Origin of the sequence: Stutzerimonas kirkiae (assembly GCF_004327335.1) — a bacterium.
Classification (GTDB): domain Bacteria; phylum Pseudomonadota; class Gammaproteobacteria; order Pseudomonadales; family Pseudomonadaceae; genus Stutzerimonas; species Stutzerimonas kirkiae.
Window position 1 is genome coordinate 25,013 of sequence record NZ_QJUO01000024.1, and the last position, 19,539, is coordinate 44,551.

Sequence of the window (19,539 nt, forward strand, 5' to 3'; positions counted from 1 at the left end):
TGCCCCATGTCGTCGCGTGAAAAACGCCACCCTTTGCCATGATTAGGCCGCAGGCGGCTTCAACTCCGACAGGCTGCTAGCCCTCGGCGCCCTCTTCGTCCCGCCGATTCATACCGTACTTGCGCATTTTCTCGACCAGCGTGGTACGCCGGATGCGCAGGCGTTCGGCGGCACGTGCGACCACCCCACCGGCATCGTCGAGCGCCTGGTTGATCAGCCCCTGCTCCAGGTTGCCCAGGTATTCCTTGAGGTCCAGCCCCTCCACCGGGAGCATGGCATGCGCCGTCGACACCGCCAGGGGCGCGGTGATCGCGGCACGCTCTTCCATTTCCTCTTGCAGGCTGCTGGCGTACTGCTCGTCATCGTCATCGACATGGCGAAATTTCTTCGGCAGCTCCATGACACCGATCACCCCATAGGGATGCATGATGGCCATGCGTTCGACCAGGTTGGCCAGCTCGCGGACATTGCCCGGCCAGTCATGGCGGCAGAGCGACATGATGGCGGCGGAGTTGAAACGAATGGAACCGCGCTTCTCGTTTTCCATCCGCGAGATCAGTTCGTTGATCAGCAGCGGGATATCTTCGACCCGCTCGCGCAGCGGCGCCATTTCGATGGGGAATACATTGAGCCGGTAATAGAGGTCCTCGCGGAAGGTACCCTCTTCGATCATCTTCTCGAGGTTCTTGTGGGTCGCGGCGATGATGCGCACATCGGCGCTCTGGGTACGATTGCTGCCTACGCGTTCGAAGGTGCGCTCCTGCAGCACACGCAACAGCTTGACCTGCATGGGCAGGGGCATGTCGCCGATCTCGTCGAGGAACAGTGTACCGCCCTCGGCGAGTTCGAAACGCCCGGCGCGCGCGGTTATGGCTCCAGTGAAGGCGCCCTTCTCGTGACCGAACAGCTCGCTTTCCAGCAACTCGGCCGGAATGGCGCCACAGTTGACCGGAACGAAAGGCGCCTGGCGGCGCTTGGAGTGATAATGCAGGTTGCGCGCCACCACCTCCTTGCCCGTTCCCGATTCGCCGAGGATCAGCACACTCGCATCGGTATCGGCGACCTGCTGCATCATCTGCCGAACATGCTGGACCGCCCGGCTGGTGCCGACCAGGCTGCGGAACAGATTCGGTTCGCGCTGGCGCCCGCGGGCCCGTGCCTGGTCGTACATCTCGCGGTAGACCTGGGCCCGGTGCAGGGAGTCAAGCAGCTTGTTGTAGCTGGGTGGCATTTCCAGGCTGGTCAGGATGCGCCGCCGCAGTTCCTCCGGCCACTCGGCCGGGACCGACTCGTCGATAAGCATCAGCGGCACATGCTCATCCCATTTGCCCAGTTCCTTGAGCAGTCCGAGCACGCCGCCCGCACAACTCACCGAGCCAAGCAGGACGCTATTCACACTGCGTTGGTTTTCCAGACAGGCAACCTGTTCTCGCCAGTCCCGACTGTCGCAGGAGAGGTGATCCTCACTGAGAAAACTCAGGATGACAGCCAGATCGCGACGACGCTCAGCATCGTCATCTATCAACAAAATCTTGGTTTCACGCCACATCTTGTTTATAGGGCTCTATTCAGGCTGGAGAAATTACCCGCACGTGCTTCCAGGTATGAAGATGCCCTGTCGCCAGCAGATGGCCATTAGTTAATTAAAAAAAAGGGGCTTAGTCAAATTTATGGCGTGATTTAGAGACGAAAAATCAAAATAAAGCTGCTTCCAAATATTTTCCCCCGCAACGGGGAAAAACAAGAGGGATCGGGGCACATCGACGGCATGGAAAATTGATCCGGATCAATATAAGTCAACCAAACATCTGGTAGACCTTGGCCCCGTGTACCGACTGTTTTATCTGCACCAATTCCGCGGCCAGGCGTTGCTGTTCGGCTTGGCAGCTACTGACCAGTTCGCGATAGAGGGCCTGGAGTTGCAACAGATACTCACGGGTGAGCTGATCGTCGCGCTGTGGTTCGCGCATGACTTCTTCGACGACCTGCCGGCACTGCAGGTCGAGCGCACCGATCGCTGTCCAGTCCTTCTGCTCCAACGCATGGCGCAGCGCGCCATTGGTTTGCTGCAGACGCTTCACAGATGCATTCATGGCATTACTCCAAGGAAGATCATCCATTACCGTTGATGGCAATCACACAGTGGATGTCTTGATATCGGCGCTCGACAAACGAGCTTTAGGGGCAGGACGACAGGCCACCACCCGACGCTCAACGACGCCCCCTCAGGCCGGTTGGCACACTGGGCATATCGACGGCCTCCCACGGGCCATCAAGCCGGCCGGCACAATACCAGCCATCGCGCCAGCGATAATAGAGGCGCTCCCGATAGAACACATCGCCCTCCAGCACATACACGCCGAGATCGTTGTCCCAGTGGGCATTCCCCTGCGGGGGCGGCGCGTAGCGCGGATGGCTCTTCTGGATCGAGGGTGCGCGAGGCGCGGCGACCGGGGGCGTCACCGGCGCGGGTATGGACACCGGCTCACGCTTGCGTCCGACCGGGTCCTCAGGCTCCGGTACCCGGTCGGGCGCATAGGGATTGCTACCGCATGCCGCCAGTACGGGCAAGACGAGCAGTGCCAGGGTATTTCTCAACGCACGCATAACATCTCCTCGAGCATGCCGGCCCGCCAACACTGCAAGCGACCGGGAGCGCACTCACTGCGCCTCGGGCTGGTCGATCAACAGTGTGAATGTCTTGCCAGCGGCATCCGCGGTCTTCAGCGTCTCGCCCTGACCGATCCACTCGCCCCGCATCGCATCGCCCTTGCGGGAAATACGGGCGACCAGCCTGATTTCCTCGAAATTGGACAGTTTCAATTGCGGCATCATTGCATCTTCGTCGCCCAATGTCAGGCTCACCGGCAGTTCGGCCGCGCTCAGGCGCTTGGCCGCCAAGGGTATCGCCGGCCCCTGGGCGGCACGGGCAAAGACGAACAGGCTGTCGCCCGGGAGAACCTCATCACGCAGGGACTCGGCCAGGCTGACCTGCACCTGGAAGCGTAGCGCGGCAACGGCGGCGGTCGCCTGCGGCGGTTCACCCAGTTCTTCACGGGCACGGGCTATACCACCCTCGATGGCGCTGCGGGAAGGATCGTCCGCCGGCAACACCGCCACCAGGCGCTGCCAGAAATCGACGGCATCGGCATAACGCCGTTCTTCGTAGGCGGCGATCCCCAGCAAGCCAAGAATGGTCACTTCGGCCGGATCGCCCTGCAGCGTCTCATCGGCCAGTGCCTGCAATTGCGGCGTCCATTTGCGTTCGCCGGCGAAATACTGCGCCTGTGCCCACTGCCCGAGCAGTTGTGGCTGGCGCCCGGCCAGTTCCACGGTTCTGGCGAAGGCTGGAACCGCATCCGCGGCGCGTTCCTGGCTCATATAGGCACGCCCGAGGAAATACCAGGCCTCGGCGGAATCGGGCTGGACCTTCACGGCACTTTCCAGGCGCGCCAGCATTTCCTCGACCGTGCGTGGCTGTTCGGCGAACTGCCGGGCCAGTTGCAGTCGGTCACTGGCCCCCCAGTGGAGATAGAGGCCCAGCCCCAGCACGGGAACCAGCAATGCCGCCAGCAACGGCGCGGTCTTGCCCAGCCGAGCGATGGGTCGCGCGACCGACTGCTCGGTATCGCCCAGCAACTCGCGCGCGGCATCGGCGCGCCCGTCCTGCCACTGCGCCTCGCTCAGGGTGCCGCCGGCACGCTGCGCCTCCAGTTCGGCCAGACGCTCCTGGTACAGGGCGACATTCAGCGCTGTCCGGTCCTCCTCGGCCTGGGCGCGGCGCCCACGCACGATGGGCAGCAACAGGAAAACCAGGGCCAGCGACAGCAGCAGACCCGCACAGATCCAGAAATCGATCATGGTTCTTTGTTATCCAGCAGCGAAGCGAGGCGTTCACGTTCAGCCTCGGAAAGAGCATTGCCAGGCGCATCGGCTACGGTACGCCGGCGCCGCACGAGGATCACCGCCAACACCGCGAAGCCGGCCAGCAGGAGCGCGCCGGGGCCGTACCAGAGCAGCAGGGTCTTGTCGTTGAGCGGCGGCCGGTAGAGCACGAAGTCGCCGTAGCGGGCGACCAGGAAGTCGACGATCTGCTCGTTGCTCTTGCCTTCCTCCAGCATGCGGAAGATTTCCTGACGCAGGTCCATGGCGATCGGCGCATTGGAGTCGGCGATATTCTGGTTCTGGCATTTCGGGCAGCGCAGTTCCTCGACCAGCGTGCGATAGCGCGCCCGCTCGGCCTCGTCGCGGAACTCGTAGGCGTCGATGGCCGCCTGGGCCGTGGCGGCCAAGGAAGCCCCCAGCAGCAGTACAGCGATGAGTTTCTTCATTCGTCCACCAGTTGCTGGTACAGCGGCGCCAATTGCTCGCGCCAGACACGCTCGTCGATGACCCCGACGAACTTGTGGCGGATGATTCCCTGGCGGTCGATCAGGAAGGTTTCCGGCGCCCCGTAGACGCCCAGGTCCATCCCCAGGCTGCCACTCTCGTCGCGCACATTGAGCTGGTAGGGGTCGTGGAACTCGCGCAGCCATTGGATGGCATCGGCGTTGACGTCCTTGTAGTCGATGCCGTAGATGGTGACGCCCTGTTCCGCCAGGCGATTGAGTACCGGATGCTCGACCTTGCAGGCCACGCACCAGGTCGCCCAGACATTCACCAGCGCCGGCCCCTTGAAGTCGGCGGTACGGATCGAGCGCTGCTCATCCTCGACCGAAGGCAAGGTGAATTCCGGCAGCGGCTTGCCGATCAGAGCCGACGGCAGCGCCGACGGATCGAGAAACAGCCCCCGGTAAAGGAAGACCGCCACGACCAGGAACAGCGCCAGCGGCAGCAGTAACATCAAGCGCTTCATCTCATGCCCCCTGCGCGGCAAGGCCCAGCGCCTCGCGTACACGTGTTTTCACCTTGACCCGATAACGGCGATCACTGGCGGCCAAGGCCCCACCCAGTGCCATCATCAGCCCCCCAAGCCAGATCCAGCGCACGAACGGCTTGATATGCACACGCACCGCCCAGGCGCCATCCTCCAGCGGCTCGCCCAGCGCCACATAGAGGTCGCGGGTGAAGCCGGCATCGATGCCGGCCTCGGTCATCGGCATCTGCTGCACGGTATACAGGCGCTTCTCCGGGTGCAGCACGGTGACCTCGCGCGCGCCGTCGAGGACGCGGATGGTCGCCTTGTCGGAAGTGAAGTTCGGCCCTTCATGGTGCTGCGCGCCTTCGAACACGAAACGGTAGCCGCCCAGTTCCAGGGATTCGCCGGGCGCCAGGCGCAGGTCGCGCTCGACGCTTTGCTGGCTGGTCAGCACGATACCGATGGCACAGGCGGCGATTCCCAGGTGTGCCAGTTGCATGCCCCAGTAGCTCGGGGCAAGGCTGCGTACACCCTTGAACAGGCCCTTGTGGCGGGTCTTGTCGAGCAGGTCGCGCAGGCAGGCCAGTACCACCCAGACCGACAGCAGGCAGACCGCCAGCACCGCCCAATGGAAGTCGCCCAGCAGCAGCGAGCCGAGCAAGCCCAGCACGGCACTGCCGATCAGCACCGGTGCCAGCATCCCCAGCAGCCATTTCAGCGGAGTGTCCTTCCAGCGCACCAGTACGCCGATCGCCAGCGTCAGCATCAGCGCCGCCATCAGCGGCAGGAACATCGCGTTGAAGTACGGCGGGCCGACCGACAGCTTGGCCCCGGACAGCGCATCCAGCAGCAGCGGGTAGAGCGTGCCCAGCAGGATCATCGCGGTGGCCACCACCAGCAGCAGGTTGTTCACCAGCAGCAGGGTTTCCCGCGACCAGAGGCCGAAGCCCACCTGGCTCTTGACCACCGGCGCGCGCAACGCGAACAGCGCCAGCGAACCACCGACCACCAGCAACAGGAAACCGAGGATGAACACCCCGCGCTCCGGATCGGTGGCGAAGGCATGCACCGAGGTGAGCACGCCGGAACGCACCAGGAAGGTGCCCAGCAGGCTCAGGGAAAAAGCGGCGATGGCCAGCAGCACTGTCCAGCTCTTGAACACGCCGCGCTTTTCCGTGACCGCCAGCGAATGGATCAGCGCGGTGCCCACCAGCCAGGGCATGAAGGAGGCATTCTCCACCGGGTCCCAGAACCACCAGCCGCCCCAGCCCAGCTCGTAGTAGGCCCACCAGGAGCCGAGGGCGATGCCCAGCCCGAGGAAAGCCCAGGCGACCAGCGTCCAGGGCCGCGACCAGCGCGCCCAGGCGGCGTCCAGGCGCCCGCCGAGCAGCGCCGCGATGGCGAAGGCGAAGGCCACGGAGAAGCCCACGTAGCCCATGTAGAGCATCGGCGGGTGCACGATCAGGCCGAAATCCTGCAGCAGCGGGTTGAGGTCGCGACCATCCAGTGGCGCATTCGGCAACAGGCGCTCGAACGGGTTGGAGGTGACGATCAGGAACAGCAGGAAGCCGATGCTGATCAGCCCCATCACCCCCAGCACCCTGGCCAGCATGTCCTCCGGCAACTGCCGCGAGAAGATCGCCACGGCAAAGGTCCAGCCGGACAGGATGAATGCCCACAGCAGCAACGACCCCTCGTGCGCACCCCATACCGCACTGAACTTGTAGTACCAGGGCAAGGCGCTGTTGGAGTTGCCGGCCACGTAGGCGACCGAGAAATCGTCCACCATGAAGGCATAGGTCAGGCAGAGAAAGGCGAAACCCAGGAAAGCGAACTGCCCCCAGGCGGCCGGCTGCGCCAGGCCCATCCACAGGCGATCGCCACGCCAGGCGCCGATCAGCGGGAAGATCGCCTGCACCACGGCCAGGCACAGGGCCAGGATCATCGCCAGATGGCCAAGCTCGGGAATCATTGCACGGCCTCCTGGCGGTTGGCGGTGGCGGCATCGTGTTGTTGCTTCATGCCACTTTTCTCCAGCGCCTGCATCACTTCCGGCGGCATGTAGTTCTCATCGTGCTTGGCCAGCACTTCGTCGGCGACCAGCACGCCCTGGTCGTCCACCCGGCCCAGGGCGACGATGCCCTGCCCTTCGCGGAACAGGTCGGGCAGGATGCCCTGGTAGCGGATATTCACCGAGGCCGCGCCATCGGTGACACGGAAATCGACCGTCAGTGAGTCGCTACTGCGCTTGAGCGAGCCCGCCTCGACCAGCCCGCCGGCACGGATCCTCGTTCCCACGGGCGCTTCGCCACCGGCGATCTGCGTCGGGGTATAGAACAGGTTGATGTTCTGCTGCAGCGCCGTCAGGGCCAGGGCCACGGCGATGGATACACCGGCGAGTATCGCCAGCACGATGAACAGGCGCTTCTTGCGTACAGGATTCACTTCATTTCCTCCCGGCGCAGACGGCGCGCCTCATCCCGCAGGTAACGCCTGCGCGCCAGCAACGGCAGGGTCACATTCAGGGCCAGCACGGCCAGGCTGACGCCATAGGCCGCCCACACATACACGCCATGGGTGCCCATGGCGACGAACTCGGCAAACGACGAAAAATTCATCCGCGCTTCTCCACCTGTGCCGCGACCTCGGCCCTGGCCCAACTGCTGCGCGCCTCCCGCCGCAGCACCTCGAGGCGCATGCGCACGAGCAGCACGGCGCCGAAGAACAGATAGAAGCCGAGCACCATGACCAGCAGCGGCAGCCACATCTCGACGGGCATGGCCGGCTTTTCCGTCACGCTGAAGGTGGCAGGCTGGTGCAGGGTGTTCCACCACTCCACCGAGTACTTGATGATCGGGATATTCACCACACCGACGATGGCCAGCACCGCACAGGCCCGCGCCGCGCTCTCGCGGTTACTGATGGCCTGGCCCAGGGCGATGACGCCGAAGTACAGGAACAGCAGGATCAGCATCGAGGTCAGGCGCGCATCCCAGACCCACCAGGCGCCCCAGGTCGGCTTGCCCCAGACTGCACCGGTGAACAGGGCGATGAAGGTCATCCAGGCGCCGATCGGCGCCGCCTGCTGCAGGGCGACATCGGCCAGTTTCATCTTCCACACCAGCCCGACCAGCCCGGCGACCGCCAGCATGACGTAGATCGACTGGGCCAGGAACGCCGCCGGCACATGGATATAGATGATGCGGAAACTATTGCCTTGCTGGTAATCCTGCGGCGCGAACGCCAGCCCCCAGACCGTGCCGACGACGATCAGCAGCACAGCGGCCCAGGCCAGCCAGGGCAGCCAGCGCCCACTGATCCCATAGAACCACTTAGGCGAACCCAGTTTGTGAAACCATGTCCAGTTCATCGGATGACTCATCATTGTCATGAGGCCCGCACGGACGGGCCCCGGCTAATCGCATGGTCGGGCCGAGCATGACCCGACCTCATTCTTTTATTCGCCGATGCTGATCTTCAGCCCGGCGGCTATGGCAAAGGGTGCCAGGGTAACCGCAAGCGCGGTCAGGCTGGCCAGCCACAACAGATAGCCGGCTGCCGGCAATCCTTGCAGGGCTGCCTGCAATGCCCCGCTGCCCAAGATCAACACGGGGATGTAGAGCGGCAGGATCAGCAGCGCCAGCAGCAACCCACCGCGCTTCAGACCGACCGTCAGGGCGGCGCCCACCGCCCCCAGCAGGCTCAGGACCGGAGTCCCGAGCAGCAATGAAAACAGCAGGACCGGGATCGTCGGCAACGGCAACCCCAGCATGAGCCCAAGCAGTGGCGCCAGCAATACCAGCGCCATACCGGAAAAGGCCCAGTGTGCCAGCACCTTGGCGAGCACCAGAAGCGCCAGCGGGTGCGGCGAAACGACCCACTGCTCCAGCGAGCCATCCTCGAAATCGCTGCGGAACAGCCCGTCCAGAGAGAGCAGCACGGCCAACAGTGCCGCCACCCAGACCAGCCCTGGGGAAATCGTTTGCAACAGTTGCGACTCCGGCCCCACCGCCAGGGGAAACAGCGCGATGACGATGGCGAAGAACACCAGCGGGTTGGCCAGCTCCGCAGGGCGACGGCACAACAGGCGCGCCTCGCGCACCAGCAGCCGGTAGAACACCGAGGAAGACGGCATCAGCCCTGCCCTCCACGGCCGCACCCCAGTTCCAGCACCCGGTAGCCTTCAGGGCGCAGCCCCAGGCTGTGGTGCGTGGTCAGCACCACCATGCCGCCGGCATGGCAGTGATCGGCCAGATGCGCTTCCAGTTGTGCGACACCCTGCCGGTCGAGCGCGGTGAAAGGCTCGTCGAGCACCCACAAGGGCGCCGGGTTCAAATAGAGCCGCGCCAGCGCCACGCGTCGCTGTTGCCCTGCGGACAGGGTATGGCAGGGCACATCCTCGAAGCCGCGCAGGCCGACCGCCGCCAATGCGGACCAGATGGCTTCGCGGCTGGCCGCCTGGTGCAGCGCGGCCAGCCAGGCCAGGTTCTCTTCGGGGCTGAGCAGCCCCTTGATGCCCGCCGCATGGCCGATCCACAGCAGATTGCGCGCCAGGTCGCCGCGCTGGCTATGCAGGGTGCGCCCCTTGAGCCGCACCTCCCCGGAGGTCGGCGGCATCAGCCCGCAGAGCAGACGTAGCAGGCTGGTCTTGCCACTGCCATTGGGTCCGGCTATCTGCAGCATGTCGCCGGGAGACAGATTCAGCTCGAGTCCCTCGAACAAAAGGCGCCAATCCCGCTCACAAGAGAGCGCTACAGCTTCGAGAAAGGGACTGGACACGACTGGCGGGCTCCTCAAGACGGGGAAGGCCCTGCCGCTATAAACTGCGACAAGCCCCGGGCGGGCGGATTATACATGGCATCCCATGCCGCCGAGCCCCATGCCCCCAAAAGGTTGTAAGAGCGTTTAAGCAAAGATGACCGAGATCAACACTATCCCGACCAGCGCCACCGGCCAGGTCGTCCGGACCGCCTCCGTGGCCCCCGAAACGGCCCTGCGCCTGTTGCAGACGCAAACCCTGCTGGCCATCGGGGAAAGCGCCGAGGCGGAAATCATCTCGGTCAGGCAGACACAGACGCAAACTCAGGCGCAGAACTTCGACATGACCCTGCGCCTGACCCTGCCCAGTGGCCAGCAGGCCACCCTGGAAGCCAGCGCCGGCAAGCCGCTGTCCCTGGGCACCGGCTTCACCGTCACCGCCCAGGCCGACAGCCGCCTGCAGGCCACCCTGCTGCCGGACAGCCGCCAGCCCGCCAGCAGCATCGACCTGAGCCGCCTGCCCGTGGGCAGTACCGTGCAGGCCAGGGTGATCGCCAGCCAGGCACAACCGGTCAATAATGGCCAGCCGACCTACAAGGCCGTGATCAGCCTGCTGGAACCCTCCTTCGCCGGGCAGAAACTGGTCGTCGAGTCCAGCAGCCCCTTGTCCTCTGGCAGCCTGCTCACCCTGCAGGTCCAGGGTAGCCAGTCACTGTCGCTGGTGCCCCTCAACGGACGCATCGAGCAATGGTTGCTCGGCCAGCAGCTCGACGCTCAACTGGCACGCCAGGCACCGACCCAGGAATTGCTCAAGGCACTACAGAACCTGACTGGCGGCCTGCCGGGCAACCTGCAGGCCGCCAGTGAGAAACTGCTCGGCCTGCTGCCCGACCTGCAGCAACTGAGCGACCCCAAGACACTCGCCCAGGCCCTCGCCCGCAGTGGCGTATTCCTCGAGGCCAGGCTCATGGCCGGCCAGCCCCAGGGGCTGCCAGGCGACATCAAGGCGGCCCTGCTGCGCCTGATCGCGCAACTGCCGAATACACCGGGCAGCACGCCGATGGCCAGCGCCCAGGTGGGCGCTGCGCTGGGGCAGGCCCTGCCCGCCTTCGCCCGCTCCACACTGGGCGCCCTTGGCCAGGCGGAGCAACGCCAACTGGCGCTGGACTTCCCGCTGAAAGGCCGCCTGCAAATAAACAGCGATGGCGAGGCCGACCTGGAGGTATTGCTGAAACTGGCCGCCGCCGCCATCTCCCGGCTGCAGACCCATCAGTTATCCAGCCTCGCCCAGACCACCACCAGCAACGACGGCACGCAGCTCACCACCTGGCAACTGGAACTGCCCATGCGCGACCAGCGCGATATCGTGCCGCTGCAAATCAAGCTGCAACGGGAAGAGAAGCACCATCGGGATCAACAGGAAAAAAACGATCCCCTGTGGAAAGTCGACCTGGCCTTCGATATCGCCCCGCTCGGCCCCCTGCAGGTGCAGGCACAACTGTACAGAGGTAGCATTTCCAGCCAGATATGGGCTGAACAGGCACAGACCGCGCAACTGGTCGACCATGAACTGGGGCACCTGCGCGAGCGGCTGCTAGCCGGTGGGCTGGTCGTGGGAGAACTCAGTTGCCAGCGCGGCACGCCCCCGCAAGGCCCGCGCACCGCGGTTGAACAACGCTTCGTGGATGAACGCGCATGAACACACAACGCCAGGCCATAGCGCTGAGTTATGACGGAATCCAGACCCCGACCCTGACAGCCAAGGGCGATGACCAGCTCGCGGAAGAAATCCTGGCGATCGCCCGCGAGCACGAAGTGCCCATCTACGAAAACGCCGAGCTGGTAAAACTGCTGGCACGCCTGGAACTGGGCGATGCCATTCCGGAAGCGCTGTATCGCACCATTGCCGAAATCATCGCTTTCGCCTGGTACCTGAAGGGCAAGCACCCGGACGGTTTCGACGCCTCGCCGGCGGAGGCGGAGCCGTTGCTACGGCTGGAAGGCCCCGGCGAAAAGACATGAAGGCTTGAGGCTTGAGGCTTGAGGCTTGAGGCTTGAGGCTTGAGGCTTGAGGCTTGAGGCTTGAGGCTTCATCAGTGTGCGAGGCGAGGCCAAATCCCTGTCAAGCGCCTCCCTCCAGCTTCAGGCTTCCAGCCCATGGCTCGTTACGGCTTGCCACTTGGTACTTGCTTCCCCTTCGCCTGGTGCAGCTTGCTCATCAACTCGGCCTCGGAGTGGGACAGGCCGCATGACTGGGTCAGGTCCTCGACCGTGGCCCCCATGCCGACCAGCTTGGCGGCCTGGCTGAAGGAAAAGTTATTGGGATCGCGCAGCTCCAACTGGCCGATCTTGTCCGGCAGTGGGTCGACCAGCCGACGCAGTTCATGCAAGTCATCCCCCATGCGCACATTGCCCTCGAGGTAGGTGTCCAGCAGGCTGCCCAACTCCCTGATGCGCCGGTCACGTACGGCATCACGCTCGCCCTGGCGCTGCGCCTGTATCCGTTGCGCTCTCAGCAACCACAGGCACAACCCCAGCAATCCGCAGCAGCAGACGGCCAGCGCGATCACCGCTCCGACCAGCGAGGCGATCAACATCGATCAGATGCTCTCCAGTTCAGCCCACTCTTCATCGGTCATCATCTTCTCCAGCTCGACCAGGATCAGCAACTCGCCGTTCTTGTTGCAGACGCCCTGGATGAACTTGGCCGATTCGTCGTTCCCGACATTCGGCGCCGTCTCGATTTCCGACTGGCGCAGATACACCACCTCGGCCACGCTATCGACCAGGATGCCGACGACCTGGCGGTCGGCCTCGATGATGACGATACGGGTATTGTCCGAAACCGGCGCAGACGCCAGCCCGAAGCGCTGGCGGGTATCGATCACCGTCACCACGTTGCCACGCAGGTTGATGATGCCCAGGACATAATTCGGCGCACCGGGTACCGGCGCGATCTCGGTATAGCGCAAGACTTCCTGGACCTGCATGACATTGATGCCATAAGTCTCGTTGTCCAGACGGAACGTCACCCATTGCAATACCGGATCGTCAGCACCCTGTGCCGTAGTCAGTTTCATAAGCTACCCCTCCAAGAAAACATCTGCGACGCTCTGTTCCATAACGGCCGGAGAGCCCGGCCCGCGAATCCGAAACCGTCCAATACCGCAATCACTCACCACCAGCCTACGGGGCCGGGAGGCATCTGCCGCAGTATTGCCGATTGAAGCCATTTTTCAATATCCGCCTGATGTTCAGCGTTCCTGGCGGACAGCCCCACTGGCGATCATCCCGGCCAGGGACGAAACATCGAGCAAGGCGCACATATGTTCGATCACCGTACCTGCAAGCCAGGGGCGCTGGGTACGCTGCGAACGCCACTTGACCGCCTTAGGGTCGAGCAGGATCGAACGGCTCACCTGATGCACGGCCAGCCCCCATTCGTAGCCCTGCACGGAGATCACGTACTGCAAGCCTTCGCGGAACTCCTCCCGGTAGCGCTCGCCCATCACCCAGCGGGCCGTATCCAGTACCTTGAGATTACCGCTATTGCTGGGCAGGATGCCAAGGAACCAGTCCGGCTGGCCAAACAGCGGGGTCAGTTCCTCACCGGCCAGCGAATGGATACTACCCAGGCTGATCAGCGGCACCGCCAGCGTCAGGCCGGCCACATCGAACAACAGGCACTCGAACGGCGACCGCCCCCACTCCGGCGCCCCGCCTTCGATCAGTGGCGGAACCCCGGCAGGGGTAGCGTCCGCCACGGCCTGGACGACGGGTTCGGCCACCACGGCCTGTTCCACCGTCACAACCGCGGGTTCGGCAACGGCGACGACAGCCGCTGGCGCCGCCACGGCCACCTCGACCGGAGGAGCATCGCGCAAGCGTTCCTGCAGCACCGCCGCCTGGAATTCCGCCTGGCTGATGGAGTCGACGGATTCCTGCAGCAAGGCATCGAGGTAGGACTGCAGCGCCTGCTGCGGGCGAGTCTGGGTCAGGACAGTGGTGCGACTCATGGCATCAATCCGTTGGCGGCGGCGGAAGCATCGAAGGCCTGGGCACGAGGCATGATCGGATATGGCATATCAGGCGACCTGCGCAGCATTGCTCAAGGTCAGCAGATGCTTGAGCAGAACCTTGTAGGCCAGCACCGCCCGGCTGTTCGGATCGAACTGCGAGGGCGTCAGGCCGGCGCGGCTGGCATCGCGCAGGCGGGTGTCGATGGGAATCATCGCCGGGCAGAGGTTCGCCTCGTAATCGCTGCGCAACAGCTTCAGGGCACTCAACGAGGCCTGGGTACGGCGATCGAACATCGTCGGCACAATGGTATAGGGCAGTGCCTGGCGACGGGAACGATTGATCATGGCCAGGGTGCTGACCATGCGTTCGAGGCCTTTCATCGCCAGGAACTCGGTCTGCACCGGTATCACCAGTTGCTGGCTGGCAGCCAGCGCGTTGACCATCAGCACTCCCAGCAGCGGCGGACTGTCGATGATCGCGTAATCGAAATCCTGCCATAGTTGCGACAGGCTCTTGGCGACCACCAGGCCCAGGCCGTTCTGGCCGCTCGACTGGCGCTCCAGGGTGGCCAGCACGGTACTCGACGGCAACAGGGAAATGCGCTCATGGCTGGTCGACAGCAACAGTTGCCAGGGCAACCCCTCCGGAACGTTGCCCTCGTGCTGGAACAGGTCGAAGATGCTGTGCTCCAGGCTGTCCGGGTCATAGCCGAAATAGCTGGTCATCGACCCATGGGGGTCCAGGTCCAGCACCACGACCCGCTTGCCGGCATCGGCAAGCAGGCCGGCCAGTGCAATGGACGTGGTGGTCTTGCCCACACCACCTTTCTGATTGGCGACTGCCCAGACTCTCATGCGCTTCTTTCCATCTCGGCCCACCGACTCCCCATCCCGGCCCAGCGACTCCGCCTGTTCGGCATGACCCTGGCCGCCTGTGTTTTGACGACCCTCAACGAGTCGAAGCCGGTGCAGTTTGTGTGCCAGTGCGGCGCAGGGCCGCATCCGGCTGTGCATTGCCGCTGCCGACGCCACTGACGCTACGCCGCACATTCAGATTGCGCGAAACGACCAGGATCACCCGGCGATTGCTGGCACGCCCCTCCGCTGTCGCATTGTCCGCCGCCGGCTGGTATTCACCGTAACCAACCGCCGCCAGCCGCGCAGGATCGACACCGTTGCCTGCCAGTACCCGCACCACACTGCTGGCCCGCGCGGCGGAAAGCTCCCAGTTGGTCGGGTAGGTAGTGGTGTTGATGGGCAGATTATCGGTGAAGCCCTCGACGTGCACAGGGTTCTCGAAGGGCGCCAGAATACTGGCAACCTTCTCGATCAGTTCGAAGGCATTGTCATTGGGCACAGCATCCCCGCTGGGGAACAGCAGGTTGGAACTCAACTCGATCTCGACCCACAGCTCGTTGCCGCGCACCTTCAACTGCTCGCTGCCGATCAGCTCGGCAAAAGCCTCGCGCACACTGTCGGCGATGCTCTCCAATGGGTCCTCGCTACCGCTGGCCTCGGGCTCGTCGACATTGGAGACCGCCGGCGTGGTGGTACGCGCCCGCTCCTCACCCACGGGAATCGGCTTGACCGCCCGGTCGACCTGGTTGAACACCCCGACCAGGGACTCGGTAAGGATCTTGTACTTGCCCTCGTTGATCGAGGAAATCGAGTACATCACCACGAAGAAAGCGAACAGCAGCGTAATGAAGTCGGCATAGGAAACCATCCAGCGTTCGTGGTTCTCCGGCTCCTCCTGGCGCTTGCGTCGGGCCATGGCGGATCAGTCCACGAAGCCGTGCAGTTTCAGTTCGATCGAGCGGGGATTCTCCCCCTCGGCGATCGACAGGATGCCTTCCAGCAGCATCTCGCGGTAGACCGTCTGCCGCTGCACGACGCTCTTCAGCTTGTTGCCGACCGGCAGCAACAGCAGGTTGGCCATCCCAACGCCATAGATGGTCGCCACGAACGCTACGGCGATGCCACTCCCCAGTTGGCCTGGGTCGGCCAGGTTGCCCATGACATGGATAAGCCCCATCACCGCGCCGATGATGCCGATGGTCGGCGCATAGCCGCCCATGCTCTCGAACACCTTGGCAGCCCGCAGGTCGCGGGTTTCCTGGGTGTACATATCGACTTCCATGATACTTCGAATGACCTCGGGCTCGGCGCCGTCGACCAGCAGTTGCAGGCCCTTGCGCGCATAAGGATCACGCTCGCCCTCGGCGACCGGCTCCAGCCCCAACAGCCCCTCCTTGCGCGCGACATTGCTCCAGCCCGTCACCTGGCTGATACCGCGCAACAGATCGATGGCAGGCGGAAACAGGATCCACTTGAGAATGGATAGCGCCCGCATGAAAATCGCGATGGGCGTCTGCAGCAGGACCGCGCCCAGGGTGCCGCCGAGCACGATCAACGCCGCCGGACCGTTGAGCAACGAGGAAATATGCCCGCCTTCGAGGAAATTGCCACCGACGATGGCAATGAAGGCCAGGACCAGTCCGATCAGGCTGAGAACATCCATCAGCGATCACCCTTCGCGTTCGTGCGGAGCAGGCACCTCATAGGCAGGCCTCGCCGAGATACCGGCCGATATCGTCCAGGCTGTAGACCGCATCATCCAGCCCGGCCTTGACGATGGCCATGGGCATGCCATAGATGACGCAGCTGGCTTCGTCCTGCGCCCAGATCTGGCTACCGGCCTGCTTCAGCAGTCGCGCACCCTCACGCCCGTCAGCCCCCATGCCGGTGAGCACCACGGCCAGCACCTTGTCATTGAAAGCCTTGGCAGCCGAGCCGAAGGTGATATCCACGCAGGGCTTGTAATTCAGGCGATCATCGCCGGGTAGAATCCGCACACTGCCACGCCCATCGACCATCATCTGCTTGCCACCCGGCGCCAACAGCGCCAGGCCGGGCCGCAACACATCACCGTCTTCGGCCTCCTTGACGCTGATACGGCACAGTTTGTCCAGCCGTTCGGCGAAAGCCCTGGTGAAGGCCGCCGGCATATGCTGGATCAGCACGATCGGCGCCGGGAAGTTGCCCGGCAACTGTGTCAGCACCCGCTGCAGGGCGACCGGCCCGCCGGTGGAAGTGCCAATCGCCACCAGCCTGTAGGCCTTGCGCTTGGGCGCCGCCGAAGTGGCGGGCGCCGGTGCGGCAGTGGCAGCCTGCTGGGTGCGGCTGGCGCCCGGAGATGAGCCGGCGGCGGGCCTGGCCGCTGGCCGTGGCGCACTGACGATGGACGTGCCGGAAAAACCGTTGTAGCGCCGGTTGCTGCGCGAGACGGTGAGCACCTTCTCGCACAACATCTGCTTGACCTTCTCCGGGTTGCGCGAAATATCTTCGAAGTTCTTCGGCAGATAATCGACAGCACCGGCATCCAGCGCGTCGAGCGTGACCCTGGCGCCTTCGTGGGTCAGCGAAGAGAACATCAGTACCGGTGTCGGGCACGTCTGCATGATCTGCCGTACCGCCGTGATGCCATCCATCATCGGCATTTCATAGTCCATGGTGATGACATCAGGCTTGAGCGCCTGGGTCCGTTCCACGGCTTCACGACCATTATTGGCCGTACCGACAACCTGAATCTGCGGGTCGGATGAAAGGATTTCGGTAACGCGCCGGCGGAAAAAACCGGAATCGTCGACTACCAGCACCTTGACTACCATAAAAACTCCTAACAGCCGCCCTCGCGGCCCCCTACGGGTCAGCCGCGGCGCGCGTAGCGCTTGAGCATGCTGGGAACATCCAGAATCAACGCGATCCGGCCATCCCCGGTGATGGTCGCGCCAGACATGCCGGGTGTTCCCTGCAGCATCTTGCCAAGTGGTTTGATAACGACTTCTTCCTGGCCGATCAGTTGATCGACGACGAAACCGATGCTCTGGTTGCCGACACTGAGGATCACCACATGCCCCTCGCGCTGCATCTCCTGTTCGGCACCGCGCACCAGCCAGCGCTTGAGATAGAACAGCGGCAGAGCCTTGTCGCGCACGATCACCACTTCCTGGCCGTCGACCACATTGGTACGCGACAGGTCCAGATGGAATATCTCGTTCACATTGACCAGCGGGAAAGCGAACGCCTGCTGGCCCAGCATGACCATCAGGGTCGGCATGATCGCCAGCGTCAGCGGAACCTTGATCACCACGCGCGTGCCCACATCCCTGGTGGAGAACACGTTGACGGTGCCATTGAGCTGGGAAATCTTGGTCTTGACCACGTCCATACCGACACCACGACCGGAAACATCGGAGATTTCCGTCTTGGTCGAGAAGCCCGGGGCGAAGATCAGGTTGTAGCATTCGAGTTCGCTGAGGCGCTCGGCGGCGTCCTTGTCCAGCATGCCCTTCTCTACCGCCTTGGCGCGCAGGATATTGGCATCCATCCCTTTGCCGTCGTCGGTGATCTGCAGCAGGATGTGGTCCCCCTCCTGCTCCGCCGACAATACCACCCGGCCAACCCTCGGCTTACCCGCCGCCTCGCGCTCTTCCGGCAATTCGATACCGTGGTCGGCGGAGTTGCGCACCAAGTGCACCAGCGGATCGGCCAGGGCCTCGACCAGGTTCTTGTCCAGGTCGGTTTCTTCACCGACCAGCTCCAGGTTGATTTCCTTCTTCAGGTTGCGCGCGATATCCCGTACCAGGCGTGGGAAGCGGCCGAAGACCTTCTTGATCGGCTGCATGCGGGTCTTCATCACCGCGCTCTGCAAGTCGGCGGTCACCACATCGAGATTGGAAACCGCCTTGGACATGGCTTCGTCGCCACTGTTGGAGCCAAGCCGCACCAGGCGGTTACGCACCAGCACCAGCTCGCCCACCATGTTCATGATGTCGTCGAGGCGTGCGGTATCCACGCGCACGGTCGTCTCGGTTTCCGCAGCCCCCTTCTCGCCCGCAGCGGCTGGCGCGCGCTTGGGCGCTTCGGGCTTGGCCGCAGCAGCGGGGGCGGCAACCGGCTTGGCCGCCGGCTTCGGCTCGGGCTTCGGTGTGCTGGCAGGCTTTGCAGCGGCCGGCGCGGCCGCCTGCGGCGGCTCGCCCGCATCGGGCTTGAACTGTCCCTTGCCATGCAACTGGTCCAGCAAGGCTTCGAATTCGTCGTCCGTGATATGGTCAGTGGCCGCCGGTTCCGCAGGCTCCACGGGCGCGGCCGGAGCAGCGGCTGAGGCACTATCCCCCTTGCCCGCCGTGAACTGGCCCTTGCCATGCAACTGATCCAGCAGCGACTCGAACTCGTCATCGGTGATTTCATCGCCACCCGGCGCCGCCACGGCGGTCTGCGGCGCTGCCGGGGCAACGGCGTCGGCATTGAACTGGCCATCGCCATGCAACTGGTCCAGCAGCGACTCGAACTCCGCGTCGGTGATCTCATTCATCGTCGCACCGGCGACCGGCTCGGCCGCCGCATCGAGCAGTTGCTCGAACTCGGCATCGGCAGTCACTGCATCCGGCTCGGGTTCAGGCTCCGGTGCGGCCACCGCTTCGACGACAGGCGCGGGCGCATCCGCGGCGCCCGGCGTGGCCAGCCGCGTCAGGGCCGCCAGCAGCTCTGGCGAGGCCGGCGTCAGTTCGCTTCGCTCGCGCACCTGATCGAACATGGCATTGACCGCATCCAGTGCCTGCAGGACCACGTCCATCAGTTCGGAATCGACCCGACGCTCCCCCTTGCGCAGGATGTCGAAGACATTCTCCGCGATATGGCAGCACTCGACCAACTCATGCAACTGCAGGAACCCAGCGCCCCCTTTTACCGTATGAAAGCCGCGAAAAATCGCATTGAGCAACGACATGTCATCGGGGCTGCTCTCCAGCTCCACCAGTTGCTCTGACAATAGTTCGAGAATCTCGCCGGCCTCAACCAGAAAGTCCTGGAGGATTTCCTCGTCGGCGTCGAAGCTCATAT

The 19,539-nt window shown here is 63.8% G+C and carries 22 protein-coding genes; 2 read left to right on the top strand and 20 right to left on the bottom strand.

Annotation, left to right across the window (positions count from 1 at the left end; all coding sequences use genetic code 11):
- Positions 1-76: 76 nt before the first annotated feature.
- The 12 genes from DNJ95_RS13435 to ccmA form a co-directional block, all read right to left on the bottom strand.
- Positions 77-1,549: a sigma-54 dependent transcriptional regulator gene (locus DNJ95_RS13435; RefSeq protein WP_131185237.1), complete on the bottom strand. Its 1,473-nt coding sequence runs from the start codon at positions 1,547-1,549 to the stop codon at positions 77-79.
- 247 nt (positions 1,550-1,796) lie between these two features.
- Complete coding sequence (gene fliT / locus DNJ95_RS13440; protein ID WP_131185238.1) at positions 1,797-2,093, bottom strand: flagellar protein FliT; 297 nt, start codon at positions 2,091-2,093, stop codon at positions 1,797-1,799.
- A gap of 118 nt (positions 2,094-2,211) precedes the next feature.
- The gene (locus DNJ95_RS13445; RefSeq protein ID WP_131185239.1) at positions 2,212-2,607 is read right to left on the bottom strand and encodes a hypothetical protein; all 396 of its coding nucleotides are present in this window, start codon (positions 2,605-2,607) and stop codon (positions 2,212-2,214) included.
- 54 nt (positions 2,608-2,661) lie between these two features.
- Positions 2,662-3,861, bottom strand: coding sequence for a c-type cytochrome biogenesis protein CcmI (gene ccmI / locus DNJ95_RS13450; protein WP_131185240.1), 1,200 nt, complete (start codon positions 3,859-3,861; stop codon positions 2,662-2,664).
- Positions 3,858-4,331: a cytochrome c-type biogenesis protein gene (locus DNJ95_RS13455; protein WP_131185241.1), complete on the bottom strand. Its 474-nt coding sequence runs from the start codon at positions 4,329-4,331 to the stop codon at positions 3,858-3,860. The genes ccmI and DNJ95_RS13455 overlap by 4 nt, the downstream gene beginning before the upstream one ends.
- Positions 4,328-4,855, bottom strand: a complete 528-nt coding sequence (locus DNJ95_RS13460; protein WP_131185242.1) for a DsbE family thiol:disulfide interchange protein — start codon at positions 4,853-4,855, stop codon at positions 4,328-4,330. The genes DNJ95_RS13455 and DNJ95_RS13460 overlap by 4 nt, the downstream gene beginning before the upstream one ends.
- A gap of 1 nt (position 4,856) precedes the next feature.
- Positions 4,857-6,830, bottom strand: a complete 1,974-nt coding sequence (locus DNJ95_RS13465; protein WP_131185243.1) for a heme lyase CcmF/NrfE family subunit — start codon at positions 6,828-6,830, stop codon at positions 4,857-4,859.
- A complete protein-coding gene (ccmE, locus tag DNJ95_RS13470) occupies positions 6,827-7,303 on the bottom strand; it encodes a cytochrome c maturation protein CcmE (RefSeq protein ID WP_131185244.1) in 477 nt (158 codons plus the stop codon). The genes DNJ95_RS13465 and ccmE overlap by 4 nt, the downstream gene beginning before the upstream one ends.
- Positions 7,300-7,476 (bottom strand): heme exporter protein CcmD, encoded by a 177-nt coding sequence (gene ccmD / locus DNJ95_RS13475; protein ID WP_131185245.1) that lies wholly within the window; start codon positions 7,474-7,476, stop codon positions 7,300-7,302. Before ccmD ends, ccmE begins: the two co-directional genes overlap by 4 nt.
- Positions 7,473-8,228: a heme ABC transporter permease gene (locus tag DNJ95_RS13480; RefSeq protein WP_131185246.1), complete on the bottom strand. Its 756-nt coding sequence runs from the start codon at positions 8,226-8,228 to the stop codon at positions 7,473-7,475. The genes ccmD and DNJ95_RS13480 overlap by 4 nt, the downstream gene beginning before the upstream one ends.
- A gap of 87 nt (positions 8,229-8,315) precedes the next feature.
- Complete coding sequence (gene ccmB, locus DNJ95_RS13485; RefSeq protein WP_131185247.1) at positions 8,316-8,993, bottom strand: heme exporter protein CcmB; 678 nt, start codon at positions 8,991-8,993, stop codon at positions 8,316-8,318.
- Entirely contained in the window at positions 8,993-9,637 is a 645-nt protein-coding gene (gene ccmA, locus DNJ95_RS13490) for a cytochrome c biogenesis heme-transporting ATPase CcmA (protein ID WP_131185248.1), read from the bottom strand. The genes ccmB and ccmA overlap by 1 nt, the downstream gene beginning before the upstream one ends.
- Positions 9,638-9,773: 136 nt before the next feature.
- Here ccmA and fliK point away from each other — a divergent pair, with 136 nt between their 5' ends.
- Both fliK and DNJ95_RS13500 read left to right on the top strand, forming a co-directional pair.
- Positions 9,774-11,315 carry a flagellar hook-length control protein FliK gene (gene fliK / locus DNJ95_RS13495; RefSeq protein ID WP_131185249.1) on the top strand — a complete coding sequence of 514 codons (1,542 nt, stop codon included), beginning with the start codon at positions 9,774-9,776 and terminating at the stop codon, positions 11,313-11,315.
- The gene (locus DNJ95_RS13500; RefSeq protein WP_131185250.1) at positions 11,312-11,638 is read left to right on the top strand and encodes an EscU/YscU/HrcU family type III secretion system export apparatus switch protein; all 327 of its coding nucleotides are present in this window, start codon (positions 11,312-11,314) and stop codon (positions 11,636-11,638) included. The genes fliK and DNJ95_RS13500 overlap by 4 nt, the downstream gene beginning before the upstream one ends.
- A gap of 143 nt (positions 11,639-11,781) precedes the next feature.
- Here the strand turns inward: DNJ95_RS13500 and DNJ95_RS13505 are convergent, their stop codons facing one another.
- The 8 genes from DNJ95_RS13505 to DNJ95_RS13540 all read right to left on the bottom strand — a co-directional run bounded on the left by DNJ95_RS13505 (position 11,782) and on the right by DNJ95_RS13540 (position 19,537).
- Positions 11,782-12,213: a DUF2802 domain-containing protein gene (locus DNJ95_RS13505; protein ID WP_131185251.1), complete on the bottom strand. Its 432-nt coding sequence runs from the start codon at positions 12,211-12,213 to the stop codon at positions 11,782-11,784.
- Positions 12,214-12,216: 3 nt separating this feature from the next.
- Positions 12,217-12,696 carry a chemotaxis protein CheW gene (locus tag DNJ95_RS13510; RefSeq protein ID WP_131185252.1) on the bottom strand — a complete coding sequence of 160 codons (480 nt, stop codon included), beginning with the start codon at positions 12,694-12,696 and terminating at the stop codon, positions 12,217-12,219.
- A 174-nt stretch (positions 12,697-12,870) separates the two neighbouring features.
- The gene (locus DNJ95_RS13515; RefSeq protein ID WP_131185253.1) at positions 12,871-13,632 is read right to left on the bottom strand and encodes a CheW domain-containing protein; all 762 of its coding nucleotides are present in this window, start codon (positions 13,630-13,632) and stop codon (positions 12,871-12,873) included.
- A gap of 69 nt (positions 13,633-13,701) precedes the next feature.
- The gene (locus DNJ95_RS13520; protein WP_131185254.1) at positions 13,702-14,490 is read right to left on the bottom strand and encodes a ParA family protein; all 789 of its coding nucleotides are present in this window, start codon (positions 14,488-14,490) and stop codon (positions 13,702-13,704) included.
- A 94-nt stretch (positions 14,491-14,584) separates the two neighbouring features.
- A complete protein-coding gene (gene motD / locus DNJ95_RS13525; protein ID WP_131185255.1) occupies positions 14,585-15,409 on the bottom strand; it encodes a flagellar motor protein MotD in 825 nt (274 codons plus the stop codon).
- Positions 15,410-15,415: 6 nt separating this feature from the next.
- Complete coding sequence (locus tag DNJ95_RS13530) at positions 15,416-16,156, bottom strand: flagellar motor protein (protein WP_131185256.1); 741 nt, start codon at positions 16,154-16,156, stop codon at positions 15,416-15,418.
- A gap of 37 nt (positions 16,157-16,193) precedes the next feature.
- Positions 16,194-17,306, bottom strand: coding sequence for a protein-glutamate methylesterase/protein-glutamine glutaminase (locus tag DNJ95_RS13535; RefSeq protein ID WP_131185257.1), 1,113 nt, complete (start codon positions 17,304-17,306; stop codon positions 16,194-16,196).
- A 38-nt stretch (positions 17,307-17,344) separates the two neighbouring features.
- A complete protein-coding gene (locus DNJ95_RS13540; RefSeq protein WP_131185258.1) occupies positions 17,345-19,537 on the bottom strand; it encodes a chemotaxis protein CheA in 2,193 nt (730 codons plus the stop codon).
- Positions 19,538-19,539: the final 2 nt, after the last annotated feature.

Bases quoted from the DNA above. Each gene is read 5' to 3' on its own strand.
- DNJ95_RS13500 (WP_131185250.1), top strand. From the start codon at position 11,312: ATGAACACACAACGCCAGGCCATAGCGCTGAGTTATGACGGAATCCAG.
- DNJ95_RS13435 (WP_131185237.1), bottom strand. From the start codon at position 1,549: ATGTGGCGTGAAACCAAGATTTTGTTGATAGATGACGATGCTGAGCGT.
- DNJ95_RS13480 (WP_131185246.1), bottom strand. From the start codon at position 8,228: ATGAACTGGACATGGTTTCACAAACTGGGTTCGCCTAAGTGGTTCTAT.
- DNJ95_RS13530 (WP_131185256.1), bottom strand. From the start codon at position 16,156: ATGGATGTTCTCAGCCTGATCGGACTGGTCCTGGCCTTCATTGCCATC.
- DNJ95_RS13505 (WP_131185251.1), bottom strand. From the start codon at position 12,213: ATGTTGATCGCCTCGCTGGTCGGAGCGGTGATCGCGCTGGCCGTCTGC.
- DNJ95_RS13540 (WP_131185258.1), bottom strand. From the start codon at position 19,537: ATGAGCTTCGACGCCGACGAGGAAATCCTCCAGGACTTTCTGGTTGAG.
- motD (WP_131185255.1), bottom strand. From the start codon at position 15,409: ATGGCCCGACGCAAGCGCCAGGAGGAGCCGGAGAACCACGAACGCTGG.
- DNJ95_RS13515 (WP_131185253.1), bottom strand. From the start codon at position 13,632: ATGAGTCGCACCACTGTCCTGACCCAGACTCGCCCGCAGCAGGCGCTG.
- fliT (WP_131185238.1), bottom strand. From the start codon at position 2,093: ATGAATGCATCTGTGAAGCGTCTGCAGCAAACCAATGGCGCGCTGCGC.
- DNJ95_RS13455 (WP_131185241.1), bottom strand. From the start codon at position 4,331: ATGAAGAAACTCATCGCTGTACTGCTGCTGGGGGCTTCCTTGGCCGCC.
- ccmI (WP_131185240.1), bottom strand. From the start codon at position 3,861: ATGATCGATTTCTGGATCTGTGCGGGTCTGCTGCTGTCGCTGGCCCTG.
- DNJ95_RS13510 (WP_131185252.1), bottom strand. From the start codon at position 12,696: ATGAAACTGACTACGGCACAGGGTGCTGACGATCCGGTATTGCAATGG.
- DNJ95_RS13465 (WP_131185243.1), bottom strand. From the start codon at position 6,830: ATGATTCCCGAGCTTGGCCATCTGGCGATGATCCTGGCCCTGTGCCTG.
- DNJ95_RS13520 (WP_131185254.1), bottom strand. From the start codon at position 14,490: ATGAGAGTCTGGGCAGTCGCCAATCAGAAAGGTGGTGTGGGCAAGACC.
- ccmD (WP_131185245.1), bottom strand. From the start codon at position 7,476: ATGAATTTTTCGTCGTTTGCCGAGTTCGTCGCCATGGGCACCCATGGC.
- ccmB (WP_131185247.1), bottom strand. From the start codon at position 8,993: ATGCCGTCTTCCTCGGTGTTCTACCGGCTGCTGGTGCGCGAGGCGCGC.
- DNJ95_RS13460 (WP_131185242.1), bottom strand. From the start codon at position 4,855: ATGAAGCGCTTGATGTTACTGCTGCCGCTGGCGCTGTTCCTGGTCGTG.
- DNJ95_RS13445 (WP_131185239.1), bottom strand. From the start codon at position 2,607: ATGCGTGCGTTGAGAAATACCCTGGCACTGCTCGTCTTGCCCGTACTG.
- fliK (WP_131185249.1), top strand. From the start codon at position 9,774: ATGACCGAGATCAACACTATCCCGACCAGCGCCACCGGCCAGGTCGTC.
- DNJ95_RS13535 (WP_131185257.1), bottom strand. From the start codon at position 17,306: ATGGTAGTCAAGGTGCTGGTAGTCGACGATTCCGGTTTTTTCCGCCGG.